General features: G+C 43.6%; 8 protein-coding genes and 1 tRNA gene. 8 read left to right on the top strand and 1 reads right to left on the bottom strand.

The window, feature by feature from the left end; all coding sequences use genetic code 11:
* The first annotated feature begins 83 nt into the window (after positions 1–83).
* From QUA43_RS10275 to cheB, 4 genes are all read left to right on the top strand, one after another.
* A complete protein-coding gene (locus tag QUA43_RS10275) occupies positions 84–1,544 on the top strand; it encodes a methyl-accepting chemotaxis protein (protein ID WP_333373529.1) in 1,461 nt (486 codons plus the stop codon).
* Positions 1,545–1,867: 323 nt separating this feature from the next.
* Complete coding sequence (locus QUA43_RS10270) at positions 1,868–3,751, top strand: methyl-accepting chemotaxis protein (protein ID WP_333373526.1); 1,884 nt, start codon at positions 1,868–1,870, stop codon at positions 3,749–3,751.
* Between the two features lie 105 nt (positions 3,752–3,856).
* Positions 3,857–6,352 carry a hybrid sensor histidine kinase/response regulator gene (locus tag QUA43_RS10265; RefSeq protein ID WP_333373799.1) on the top strand — a complete coding sequence of 832 codons (2,496 nt, stop codon included), beginning with the start codon at positions 3,857–3,859 and terminating at the stop codon, positions 6,350–6,352.
* 219 nt (positions 6,353–6,571) lie between these two features.
* Positions 6,572–7,657: a chemotaxis-specific protein-glutamate methyltransferase CheB gene (cheB, locus tag QUA43_RS10260; protein WP_333373798.1), complete on the top strand. Its 1,086-nt coding sequence runs from the start codon at positions 6,572–6,574 to the stop codon at positions 7,655–7,657.
* A 149-nt stretch (positions 7,658–7,806) separates the two neighbouring features.
* Here cheB and QUA43_RS10255 read toward each other — a convergent pair whose 3' ends face one another.
* On the bottom strand, positions 7,807–8,193 hold the full coding sequence (locus tag QUA43_RS10255; RefSeq protein ID WP_015175702.1) for a response regulator: 387 nt from the start codon (positions 8,191–8,193) through the stop codon (positions 7,807–7,809).
* A 684-nt stretch (positions 8,194–8,877) separates the two neighbouring features.
* Between QUA43_RS10255 and QUA43_RS10250 the strand changes: the two genes are divergently transcribed.
* The 4 genes from QUA43_RS10250 to QUA43_RS10235 all read left to right on the top strand — a co-directional run bounded on the left by QUA43_RS10250 (position 8,878) and on the right by QUA43_RS10235 (position 13,216).
* Positions 8,878–9,690: a transposase gene (locus tag QUA43_RS10250; RefSeq protein ID WP_333373524.1), complete on the top strand. Its 813-nt coding sequence runs from the start codon at positions 8,878–8,880 to the stop codon at positions 9,688–9,690.
* Positions 9,691–9,702: 12 nt separating this feature from the next.
* Complete coding sequence (locus QUA43_RS10245; protein ID WP_333373521.1) at positions 9,703–9,960, top strand: transposase; 258 nt, start codon at positions 9,703–9,705, stop codon at positions 9,958–9,960.
* Positions 9,961–10,229: 269 nt separating this feature from the next.
* Entirely contained in the window at positions 10,230–13,043 is a 2,814-nt protein-coding gene (locus QUA43_RS10240) for a GAF domain-containing protein (protein WP_333373518.1), read from the top strand.
* 101 nt (positions 13,044–13,144) lie between these two features.
* Positions 13,145–13,216: transfer RNA gene (locus QUA43_RS10235), tRNA-Gln, on the top strand.
* Positions 13,217–13,724 lie beyond the last annotated feature (508 nt).

Here is a 13,724-nt window from a genome sequence, read left to right as displayed (position 1 = left end):
GTTATACCAAATCCGCTTTTCAAGCGAGATTTGACTAAGCAATCTAATTCGTGTATGCACGTGCTTAAATTAAGGAGAAAAATATGTTTTCTAAGTTAATAAAATTAAATATTAGAAATAGAATGCTGCTGGCCTATGTAGCGCCAGCAACTATATACTTGGGTTTTCCTGTGCTAGTTTATACCACTACTAATCAGGTATTAAATAATTTTCAAGAAGTAGAAAGGATCGAAAATGTGATCAGATACACAAATGATATGTCGGCAGGTGCTGAACAAATGGTACGGGGAATGCGCGGGTATTTAATTAATAAAAATCCGCAATTTTTAAAGGATTTTCAAACAGGTGGAGAATTAGCTAATCAGTCGGCTAAGAGTGCGGAGTTGAAAATCGAAAATCCTGAACAGAGAATTCGTTTAGACACGATGTTAGAGCTTTGCAAAGAATATTATGATGGTTCTAACCAAATAGTTGTTTTATTACAACAAAATAAGAGAGCCGAAGCATTGGCTATATTTAACACAGGCAAACAGACAAAATTTGTGGAGGAATTTGTCGCACTAAATAAGCAATTTCGCGAAGTAGAAGTAAAAGCGATTAAGCAAGCTACAGAAAAAACGAAGCAATCTTTGGTTTTCTTGATATCGGCATTGGTATTTGGTTCTGTGTCTTTATTGGTGTTAGGTGCGGTTATAGCTTGGCTGATTTCATCAGGAATTGCCCAAACTATCGATCGCGCAATTAGCTCGATCGCCGCTTCTTCCACTGAGATTGCAGCCACCGTGGAAGAACAGGAACGCATGGCAAGTCAGCAAGCAGCTTCCGTAAATCAAACTACTACTACAATGGATGAATTGGGAGCCTCTTCCAGGGCGACATCACAGCAGATAGAAACAGCCGTGGTTCAAGCAATGCAAGCTTTGAATTTAGCGGGAGGTGGCACAAAAGCTGTAGAACAAACTTTAGAAGCAATGGCAACTCTAAAAACTAAAGTTCAGGATATCCAAGGACAAATTATAGAGTTGAGCGAACAAACAGATCACATTGGTAATATCTCAAGTGTAGTTAGCGATTTGGCTAATCAGACTAATATGTTAGCACTCAACGCTGCTGTTGAAGCAGTGCGGGCGGGAGAACACGGCAAGGGGTTTGGCGTGGTGGCGTCCGAAATTCGCAAACTTGCCGATCGCAGTAAAAAATCAGGAGCGCAAATTAATCTATTAGTTGCTGATATTCAAAAAGCGATTAACTCAACGGTAATGGTGACAGACGAAGGAACTAAAACAGTCGAATCGGGCGTGAATATTGCCTCAGAAACCGCAGCGGCATTTGCAGGAGTTGCCAATGCCATTAACAATGTGGTTTTGAGCTCTCAGCAAATTTCGCTGAATGCCAAACAGCAATCGATCGCGATCGAACAGGTAGTGCAAGCTATGAACTCTCTCAATCAAGCCGCAGCCCAAACCGCTTGCGGTATCAGTCAAACTAAAGTCGGTACTCAAAAATTGAATGAAGCAGCCTTAGATTTGAAAGCAGTTTTGTAGGAGAGCGATGAATTATGAGTAGTTTCCCAAAAACACTAAATATATCCTTAAGAATTAAAGCAATTGCTTTGGCGATCGGCCTCGCTACAATTCCAGCGATATTAACGGGAGTAATAACTTGTTTATGGGCAAATGCAAATAAAAACCTAATATCAAATCAGCAGTGTAGTGAGTTGTGAGCGATTATGAGGGAGTTGTTATTTTTTCTTTACTACCACTTCCCAATTCCCAATACTTCGGCTACCCGATCATACAATTTTCCAGTTCCCTATACTTAGACTATGCAAGCGTACAAGTTATCAGTAACCGATTCCCAGTAACTAATGATTAACAATTTTTTCCAAAAAATGCAGCATCGACTGTTGCTGCTCCTAATTTTAAGTACCTTAATTCCAGTATCTATTGTTGGTTGGTATGGAATTTCTTCTTCAACAGAAGCACTGCATAATTTAGCATTAATAACCCTTAGTGACAGTGTTAATTCCACCGCAAATCAAATGATTAACAAGTTTGAAAATCTGAGAGCAGATATTTTGTTTCTCCGCAAAACTCCCCCAGTTCAGGGACTGATTAGAGCTAGAGAAGGAAATGGATTAGACAAACAAACTAATTCAACTTATAAAGATTGGGTTTATCGCATGCAACTCACATTTTTATCCATGATGGAAGCCAAGCCATATTATATGCAATTGCGTTACATAAATAACAGCGGTAAGGAGATCGTGCGCGTAGATTCTGACGGCACAAATATCAAAGTTATTCCAGATTCTCAACTACAAAATAAAGCAGACACAGATTACTTTTCAGAAACAATGAAGCTAAAACCAGGAGAAGTCTATGTGTCTTCCTTAAATCTGAATAAGGAAAGGGGGAAAATAGAAGTTCCTTACAAGCCAACAATTCGCTACGCAACTCCAATTTTTGATCCCAAAGGAGAAAGACAAGGCTTTGTCATTAGTAATGCTCTGGGTAGCACTCTGATCGATATGGTTAAAAATTTCAATCCAGAACTATCAGACCAATCTTTTATCTTAAATCAAGATGGGTATTATCTGGCTCATCCCAATTCTAAAAAAGCATGGGGATTTGAACTCAAAACTAAGGAAAATGTCACAAATGATTATTCAGCAGATACAGTTTCTAAAATACTCTCAGGGGGTCAGGGAAATATTGATGATAGGGATCTAGTGATTAGCTATAATACAGTTTTTCCCAGCAAACAAAATACCAATAAATTTTTAGTAATTGTGGATACTTCACCCAAAAAATTGCTATTTTCTTCTATTGACTATCTGCAAAAAATCGCAGCAACCATTGCTATTGTTTCCCTGGCTGTGGTGCTGGGATTGGGATGGTTTTATTTGCAACAAATTGTTGCTATCATTCGGGTGTTGATTTACCAAATATCGTCATTTTCACTCCAAATAGAATCTAATATGAACAGGCAAGAGCAAATAGCAGATAGGCAATTTTTCTCGGTTAATCAAACAACTATAACTCTAGAAAATTTGGGCAGATCTTCTCAGCAAACAGCCGAGCAAGCTGAGTCTGTTGCCGTTGCTGCTCGCCAAGCTTTAAATCTAGCCGAAGAAGGTACTAAAAAGGTAGATCAAACTCTCAATCAAATGCTGAATCTTAGAGAAGCTGTGGTGGCAATTTCTAAGCAAAATCATCGACTCGACGACAGCACGAGTCAGATTGGCAATATATCGACTCTCGCAAGTTTGGTTAGCGATTTAGCCAGCCAAACTAATATGCTGGCTCTCAACGCCGCTGTTGAAGCAGTCAGAGCTGGTGAGTACGGTAAAGGTTTTGCGGTGGTAGCAAGCGAAATTCGTAAGTTAGCAGATGAAAGCCAACAAGCAGCACAAAAGATTAATGTTATTATTCCAGAAATTAAGGGTGCGATCGACTCAACGGTGAAAGCAACTGAAGATAGTCGCAAAACGGTTGCAGAAGGGGTGAAAACAGCACAAGATACGGCAGAAGCTTTTACGGGTGTGAGGGAAGCTTGCAATCTGGTGTTTGCTAGCAACCAGCAAATTTCATTTAATGTTAAACAGCAGGCGATCGCGATTCAGCAAGTAGGTGATGCGATGATTTCTATGAAGGAATCCGCGTCTCAAACAGTCAGCGGCATTACTCAAGTTAAAATCGGTACTCAACAACTCACAGAAGCTGCATTTAATCTTAAAAAAGTAGTTTAGTCATTAGTCATTAGTCATTAGCAATCGACTGAGTATTCAACATAATTATCATTACCAATTACCCATGAGCCATGCTCGCTTACCTATTACTCAATAACATATATGATGATTGAAGATCGAGAACTTCGAGATGTATTTAAAGTCGCTAGTCAAGAACACTTACAGAAACTAGACGACGGATTGCTGTACTTAGAACAACATCCGAGCGACTTAGCTAAGTTAGAACTATTGTTGCGGGAAACCCATTCTCTTAAAGGTGATGCTGGGATGCTAGGCGTAAAAAATGTAGCATCTTTAGCTCATCAAATGGAGCATATTTTGGGATCTGTCAAGCGGGGAGAAACTCAACTGAATTCGGATATTAGCGATCGACTTTCACAAGGTTTAGATGCCATGCGGAAACTCGTTAACGAAGCCGTTACCGGCGAAGATTCCGGCGTTAATACTTTTTACATCCTCGCTAGCATGATGGGTGCTTCTAGTCAGCCACAGCCACAGGCTGCTGCCTCAATAGTAGATCCCTCATCTTCACAAGTACCAGAACAACCGTTGGTAGAACCGCAATTTACTGAGCCTCCTACCCAAGAACTAGAAACAAATGTTGAAACTTCTGAAGCTGTTAACTTAGAGAAAAATTCCTCTTTTTTACCCCTACAATCCAAGCCAGAATTTCTACTGCAAGCTCAAAACTTGCTTGCACCTTCTGGACCCGCCACTGCGTCGGCTTCGCAGTCGGCAGTTACTGCATCATCAACCTCATCTTACCGCATTGAAACCATTCGCGTTGCTACTCAAAATTTAGACGATTTAATGACTCAAGCGGGGGAACTTACTGTCACAAAAACTCGGCTAGGACACCGAGTTGCAGAGATCGAACAAATTACAACTTTGTGGGAAGAGTGGAGCAGAGAATATTTTGTAACGAGCTTGACTGTTGATCGGATGCAAATAGATGAAAACGGTATTAAAGCCAACGGTAAATTTAGCCACTTGCAGGATTATTATCAACGTACAGAAGAACGTTTAGAACGTCTCGGAACTTTAGTCAACCGCTTGAGAAACCGAGTTTATGAAGATACTGCCAGACTCGAATTAATCACTGAGGCATTAGAATCAGGCATTCGCACTCTGAGACTTCTGCCTTTGTCTACTATTTTTAATTTATTTCCTCGAACTGTTCGAGATTTAGCAAAACGGGAAGGTAAAGAAGTTGCATTAGTGATTGAAGGAGGCGAAACTACAGCAGATAAACGAATTTTAGAGGAAATGAAAGATCCTTTAATGCACATGATTAGAAATGCGATCGACCACGGTATTGAAACTGTTGATGAGCGAAAAAAAATAGGTAAACCTCCCGTGGCTACTCTCCGAATTAAAGGCTATAATATTGCTAGCAATATTATTATTGAAGTTGCTGATGATGGCCGGGGACTAAATCTAGAGAGCATTAAACAAACGGCTGTAAAACGTAATATTTGTACGCTTGAACAACTGGCAGAAATGACCGATACTCAAGTACAATCTTTAATTTTTACTCCGGGTTTTTCGACAAAAAAATTTGTTACCGAAGTATCGGGGCGCGGGGTGGGTTTAGATGTAGTTCGCACTAATGTTGAAGCCCTAAAAGGTAGTATTCAAGTAGAGTCTTTACCGGGAAAAGGATGCACTTTGAGGCTGCAAATCAGCACGTCTTTAGCTACAGCAAATGTATTAATTGTCATAGTTGAAGACATTCCTTATGCTCTGCCAGTCGAGTTTGTAGACACGGCACAACTGGTGTCTCAGTCTGAGATATTTGCTATAGAAGGTAAGGAAACTATACTTTCAAAGGGTCAGCCTCTGTCAGTTGCTCATCTGACAGATTTACTAGCATTAAACAATAGAAAAGGGTGGCAAAAAAATCGGCATTTGAGACAGGAAACCGGAAGCGAAATTTCGAGAAAAAATCAAAAATACTTCCAGGATTCAAGTTCTTCAAAAATGCCTTGTATTGTTTTAAAAGTTGGGGAGGAAAGATTGGGATTATTTGTAGATGCTTTGATAGACGAACAGGATGTGGTGATGAAACCTCAAAGTCAATTGCTGAAACGGGTGCGAAATGTTTCGGGTGCCACAATTCTCGCTACTGGGGAAGTTTGTATGGTACTCAATCCCCACGATTTGATAAAATCTGTACGCCAGCAAGTTTCGTCCCGTGGGGTTTCTGGTGCGCGATCGCAACTTGAGAATGCCAGCAGAAAACAAGTTCTACTATTAGCAGAAGACTCGATCGCCACGCGCACTCAAGAAAAGCGCATCCTGGAAGGTGCGGGTTACGAAGTTGTGACTGCGGTAGACGGATTGGATGCTTTCCATAAATTGAAAACTCGCGATTTTGATGCTGTGATTTCTGACATACAAATGCCAAATTTAGACGGTTTGGCCCTGACTATTAAGATTAGGCAGCAAAAAGAATACAGTGAGTTGCCGATAATTTTAGTGACATCCTTGGCATCGGATGAAGATAGAAAAAGAGGGGCTGATGCGGGGGCGAATGCTTATATTCCTAAAGGTACTTTCAATCAAGATGTGTTGGTAGAGACACTAAAAAGGTTAGTTTAGTCATTAGTCATTAGTCATTAGTCATTAGTTATTAGTCATTAGTCATTAGTCATTAGTCATTAGTCATTAGTCATTAGTCATTAGTCATTAGTTATTAGCTATTTGTTATTTACTACCAATTAGCAAGGCCCAATGCCCTGTGTCTAGTGAAAAATTCCCCGTGCATGGATGCCGAATTTATCATTTCCCATTTCCCATTCCCCATTTCCCAGCAAACAGATGTTATCGCCCATTAAAGTATTGTTAGTTGAAGATTCTCCAGTAGTTACGATCGTCCTCAAACGAATTTTTGAGTCCTCGCCAGACATCCAAGTTGTAGGAACCGCTTGCAACGGATTAGAAGGACTAGAATTAATCCCCAAACTTCAGCCCCAAGTAATCTGTACGGATTTGAACATGGCACCAATGAACGGGTTAGAATTTACGGAAGAAGTAATGAAGAAATATCCGCTACCAATTTTAGTAATTAGTGCTTCAGTGCAAGCGAATGATACTCAGAATGTATTTCAAGTGTTAAAGGCTGGTGCATTGGATGTTTTTCCGAAACCGATTGGCGGGTTGGTCTCTGATTACGATCGCCTAGCCAATCAATTAATAGCTAAGGTTAAAATACTCTCAGGAGTTAAAGTATTTACACGGCATCCAAAAAAGATGCCAACAGAAGATAATAATCAAATTGTAAAAATCAACCAAGCACCAGTTCTTAATTACAAATTTTCTAACGAAAATGTTAAATCTCCAACTATTAAGTTATTGGCTATAGGGGCTTCTACAGGCGGGCCGCAAGCACTGTACGCGATTATTTCTAAACTTCCGGCTAGTTTTCCAGTGCCTATAATTTGTGTCCAGCACATCAGTGAAGGTTTTTTGCAAGGATTAGTGGATTGGCTGGGTTATGAATCGAAACTGCCTGTTAAGATAGCTGCTTTGGGGGAATCGCCACAAGCAGGAACTGTTTATTTCCCGCCAGAAAAACGTCATTTAGAATTGGACTCTCAAGGGCGATTTGTTTATTCAGAAGCTGCTCATGCTGCGGGACACTGCCCTTCTGTAACGGTGACATTTAAGTCGGTAGCTAATTTTTATAGTCGGGCAGCAGCGGGGGTTTTGCTGACAGGAATGGGTAGAGATGGTGCTGACGGAATGTTGGCTATCGCCAGAGAAGGGGGGTTGACAATCGCCCAAGACGAAGCTAGCTGCATTGTCTTCGGAATGCCCAAGGAGGCGATCGCCCTCGGTGCCGCCCAATATGTTCTACCTGTCAGTGCGATCGCTCCCCTACTCCTGGCTAAATTAAAAATTTAGGACTTACCTCGCAAATATTGCAGAATGCCCCGCCCCTCGACTTGTTAAAGAAGTCGAGGATCAGAGAGCGCGATCGCAACTTTTTAGTTCATTAATTACTCAAATTACTTCATTAATTACTCAAAACGGATTTTTTTTCCTAAGTCCGATTATTTGATTTTGATAAACTTACCAATTACCTCGCGCAACTTATCAGCATCAAAAGGCTTAGTTAAATACTCTGTTGCTCCCGCCAAACGCCCCTGTACCTTATCAAAGGCTCCATCTCGCGCTGTCAGCATTACGATCGGCAAATTCTGAAACTGAGGCAGGCTCCGCACCGTGCGGCAGAGTTCCAATCCGTCAATACCAGGCATCGAAACATCCAGCAACAAAACAGAAATTTGTTCGTGATAAATCGTTGACAAAGCATCCACTGCATTGTCGGTTACGAGAACTCGAAACTCTTTGCTTAAGGCCTGTTTAACAAGTCCTTGCATCACGACGCTATCATCAACTGCCAAAATAGTTGGTACTTGACTGCTACTTGCAGACATATTCTTCTCCCTGCTTATTTATAGTTCTTGAAAATACAAAACATACTTCCTGCAGTTATTTTTTGAGAGTTGCCTCTACACAATAATTGTCAACCCCGTTGGAGCGTTAGTTGAAACATTACCCCTGTTTTTTTACCTCAAACTCGAAAAAAGGGATTGGGAGAGTGGTCGATCGGCAATTACAACAGTTGCAAAATGTGCATCCGGGCCCAGAAACCCTAAAAGGTCGAGTTTGAACAACTATTGTTACAAAGTTTAACATCTTACCAATCTTTTGTAATTCATCTCCTAACTGTAGTTGAACTCCCGGCTAAGGCACAGCTCGGTAAAGGACACTGGTATTGTGGCACAAACCCCTGATTTAAATCTACCAGCAAGCCAGCTACCCACGATTAGACAAGTCTGTTAAAATACAATTAAACTGATTAAAAAATTCTCGGTAAGCAATCGTCATATATTTTGGAAAGGTGCTTCCTCCCAACAGAGGCTCTTAGATTTAGAGAGCCGGAGGTATTCAAAAGCATAGTCAACTGGAAGTATAATTTATATAGTCTTAGATCTGGGGTGCTCTAACTCCGATAACTCAAAAGTTTCCAGATCAGTCAAGAGTTAGACTAAATCGCCAAATAGTTTGCTAAACTTGTCTATATTTGACCAAATCCATAACTCTAGGTAAGCTTAACTATGTTTGCCGTCAAACGCTCGCTAAAATTGAATAACAACGAAGCGACCTTGATGGCAAAACACGCAGGATTTCGACGTGTCGTCTTCAATTTCGGGTTAAGCTTGCGGACTCAAATTTATAGTGAGGGCAAGCTTTCGGACTCGAAGGTGATTAACGAAGTTAAAAAAGTTCTCACCAACCACGTTAAAAAGCAACCTGAATTTGCTTGGATGAACCAGTTGTCTAGCCGAGTCTACCAAAACACATTAATTGACTTGAAAGATGCCTTTAGTCGCTATCGTGCCGGGAAAGCAGGTCATCCAAAATTCGCCAGCCGCCGTCATGGTCAATCTTTTACGGTTGATTCATCCAATGGGAAAGTTCTGCTAAGGGCTGGCAACACAATTAAGATTCCTACCTTGGGAACGTTTCGGCTTCACGAGCCACTAGAATGCGGTTACGTGTCTCAAACTTTCACGCTCTCAAAAGAAGGTAGTCGCTGGTTTGTTTCATTTTGTGTTGATGCGGAACGTCTACCAGTTCAACAGCCCAAAAGCTCTGTAGGAATCGATGTAGGTATTAAATATGCGGCCCTGCTGTCAAACCAGCAAGTTTTTGACGCACCAAAACCGTTTCTAGCCAGTGCGAAAACCAAGCTTGCCACTTTACAAAGTCAAGCTTCAAGACAGGTAAAATGTTCCAATAACCAACGTAAAACTTACAACAAAATCAGCCGACTTCACGCCCAAATAGCTTGTATTCGTAAAGATTTCCTGTACAAGTTAACAACTTACTTAGCCAAGACTTTCAATCTCATCAAAATAGAAGACTAGAATATAAAAGGCATGATGGCAAATCACAAGCTGGCGGGGGCGATATCAGATATTGGGTTTTACGAGTTCAAGTGTCAACTCGATTACAAATGCCTTATGTATAAAGCGAATTTAGTGCTGGTAGACCAATGGTTTCCTAGCTCTAAAAATTGCTCGAATTGTGGGAATAAAAAAGATATGCCATTGGGTCTTGGGACTTATGATTGTCCTGCTTGTGGTAGATCTATCGATCGCGATTTCAACGCCAACGTCAATATTTTGAACTCTTAACCCTCGGCGGGCGGGGGATAGCCTACTGATCTTGGGATAGCCGACTCCCTCCACTACGTTCCGCCCAATAGCGTAGGAAGTAAACTCGGATGCTTTTAAAATGGCTTTAGATAAGTTTAGGTAAGTTTTACGCGGCAGGTTAGTCTGAATTCGGCGCAAGCAGCCTGCGCCGAAGTTGCGCCCACAGTCTCCCATCACACAATTCATAGCTTGTTTTTCTCTAAAGTATTGAGAAGGGCGGTTGCCAGCAACTAGACGGGCAGTTACACATGATGAAAGCACCCTTGCCTCTTGGTAAAAAAGTGTTCAAGCTCCATAACATTGACTTGTATCAGCTTCTCGGCTCTGCTCCAGACGCTTGCTTGGACAATTTGGTCGGTTTGGCAGCTCAGATCAGCCAAACTCCTATTGCTTTCTTGAGCTTGATTGACGGTAACCGCCACTGGTTGAAGTCGCAGTTAGGTATCGATCGAACTTTGGCCCACCGTTACCTGAATTTTTGCACTCGCGCCCTGGATAAAATTCCCGAAGAGTTCGCAGTCGGTTCAAACTCAAACTCGGAATTTGACCAGGCAATTTTCCTGCAACAACCGCCAGTTGCTCCCGAATCTCCGATCGAACCCCCTGCAAATTCGTTTCAGGAACCGCCCGTCGCCATTGTCCAAGACGCTTCCACAGACGTGAGATTTGGCGAGCATCCTCTGACGGTTTTCTATCCCTTCGTGAAATTTTACGCCGGAATCCCAGTCATGACCTCAGATGGGCGGATGCTGGGAGTGCTATCCGTTATGGACTCGGTGCCACGAGACTTGACAAAAGAAACCATAGAAGCTCTGCAAGCTTTGAGTCGGCAAGTTGCGAGTTTGGTGGAGCTGCGCTGGCAATTAGTCAAAGCCCAGAAACAGTTGCCAGAGGCAGAAGATATCAGCTCGAACAGCCAGCAAATCTCGGAGTTAGTTCGTGGTGACTCGAAATGCGACAGCTTGTGTGCCGTACATACGCCACAGAGCAGCACGACAACAATATACGGAACAAAAAAGCTTCCGACGCTGGGGGAAACAGGCACATCTCAATATTTGTGGGAAACTTCCGCGGCCATTGGGCGCGCGGACGATACCCAACAAATCCGAGAAATCGTTGCCGGCCCCCGGGACACCTCCGATCCCCAACTAACGGCAGCGTCCCTACAAGAGCGAGCTCGCTTGGGAGCCCTGCAAGCTAAAGTCGGTGCAGCCCTCGGACAAGGCGGGAAAATATCGCCCATCCTCAACCGCTGCACCGAGGCAATGGTAGATTACCTCGACGCCAAAGAGGCGAGTATCTGGACGTTCAACCCGCAGACAGAGCAGTTAGAATTGCAGGCAGATTCAGGACTCAGCACCGAAGGGTGGGAACGGGAAATAGAAGATTGGGTGCGAGCAGAACCGGGAAAACTCCAAACGGCTCCTGTATGCCTACTGTCAAACCCGTCTCTCTGCGCCATTGCCTATCCGCTGATAGTGGAGGAGCGCCTGGTGGGAGTGCTGGCTCTGTGCAGTAGCGCTTTGGTAAGCGAGGGAGCGCTAGAAGTTCTGAGCTGCATGGCTAACGCCATAGCTGTGGCGATCGATCGCATCACGGCCCGAGAAGAATTGTTGAGCCGCCGGGAAGGCCTGCTCTTCGGCCTCGCCAGCCAGATGCGGAATTCCCTCGACCTCGACAAAATTTTAGATACGGCTGTCAACGAAATTCGCAGCTTGTTGCAGGTTGACCAGTGTTACTTTTTGTGGTACTCCATCTCGCGAGACGGGCAGCCAAGCTTTGCAATCACCCACGAGGCGGCAAATCCCGAACTCAAAGAGCGGCTCACAGAATACCCGATCGAACAAGTAACGCTGCTGGCCGATAAAATTTGCCACCGCCAGACGCTCCGGATCGGCGACGCTGCCACAGCACTGTGCATCGAACCACCCACGCGAGCTTTTTTGACCAGTCTCGGCATTGTTTCTAAGCTGCTGCTGCCGCTCAAGACTCGCTCCGGTCAAATGGGTGCTGTAGTTTGTAACCATTACAGCAGCCACCGTTCTTGGGCGACGAGCGAAGTGGAGTTGCTGCAAGCGGTGGTGGATCAACTGGCCATCGCGATCGACCAAGCCGAACTCTACGCCCAAACCCGGGCGGCAGCCTTGGCCGCTCAAACTCAAGCCCGCCAACTGACGGAAACTTTGCAGCAGTTGCAGCAGAAAGAAGCTCAGCTCATCCAAAACGAAAAAATGTCCTCTCTCGGTCTAATGGTCGCCGGCGTCGCCCACGAAATTAACAATCCGGTTAATTTTATTTACGGCAACTTGACTTATTGCAAGCAGTACATGAAAAATCTGCTGGATTTGCTGCACTTGTATCAAAAGCACTACCCCGAGCCTTGCCCCGAAATACTCGACAAAAACGAAGAAATCGATGTTGATTTCATAGCGCCGGATTTGCTGAAAATTCTGTCTTCAATAGAGATGGGAACCGAACGCATCCGCCAAATTGTCCTGTCTCTGCGGAACTTCGCGCGGCACGACGAAGCGGAGATGAAGCGGGTGGACATTCACGAAGGGATTGACAGCACGCTGCTGATTTTGCAGAGCCGCTTGAAGTCAAACGGGCTAATACCGGGAATTGAGGTAATTAAAGACTACGGCAACTTGCCGAAGGTAGAGTGCTATCCCGGACAGCTCAACCAAGTATTTATGAATATTTTGGCGAATGCGATCGACTCTTTGGAAAATCAGCCCCCACCCAAGACGATCAAAATCTCGACGGCGGTGGTGGCCCCAAACTCGGAGGCTGGTGAGTCAGGAAAGTCGAGCGGTCAAGTTGTGGTGATTCGGATTCAAGACAGCGGGCCGGGATTGGCCGAAAAAGCTAAATGCCACTTGTTTGACCCTTTCTTTACCACTAAACCTGTGGGCAAGGGTACGGGACTCGGCTTGTCTATCAGCTACCAGATTGTGGTGGAAAAACACGGAGGAAGCTTGAACTGTATCTCGAAACCGGGACAGGGAGCTGATTTCCGGATTGAAATCCCGGTAGCTCGCCCCCGTGCGATCAAAGAATAAACCTGCAGGCGATCGGCTCCAAAAACATTTTTTAAATTTTATTGTCAAAATGCTTGACAGATTCCCGTGTCTGGGTGTTACTATATTAAATGTTGAGACGTTGGGGCGTCGCCAAGTGGTAAGGCAGCTGGTTTTGGTCCAGCCATTCAGAGGTTCGAATCCTTTCGCCCCAGTTAAATTGTGTCCGGTCAATCAATTGTTTAACTCATCGTTTAGAGTTAGCGCTTGGCAGACGATAGACAAACAACTTCATTACGACAAACTTAATTAGCACTTGCTCATATCATGTCTGAGCGAGTGACCGCGATTAAAAGGGCGGGTTTTTGAGATTGTCAATTATTGGCAGATATTTTTCGTGAACCCGCCCCTACCCTATTAGGGGTAATGGACCGGACATAGTATCATAGGATATCAGAAACCGGGTTTATTTCTGCGGGTTTTACCTAACCTAAAAGCATAGATTTGTGGTCAAGAAATTGGTTTCTTTGGTCGTCAGTGCCCATTTTTCGCAGCAACCGTTGTTTCTGCGTAATCTCACTTCTGAGTGCGCCGGAATTATAAAATCGAGTCAACATTAAACACTCATATCAAATCAGGTTGCATTGGAATGATTAGTGCGATTCGTTGAAACGTAAATCACGGTGAAAGCCCGTACATAGCGTTTCCAGCCACAAGGCTGAA

Origin of the sequence: Microcoleus sp. N9_B4, from assembly GCF_036701635.1 — a bacterium.
GTDB lineage: Bacteria > Cyanobacteriota > Cyanobacteriia > Cyanobacteriales > Microcoleaceae > Microcoleus.
Note: the sequence above shows the minus strand (reverse complement) of the source record. Positions and strands in the feature narration are given on the sequence as shown.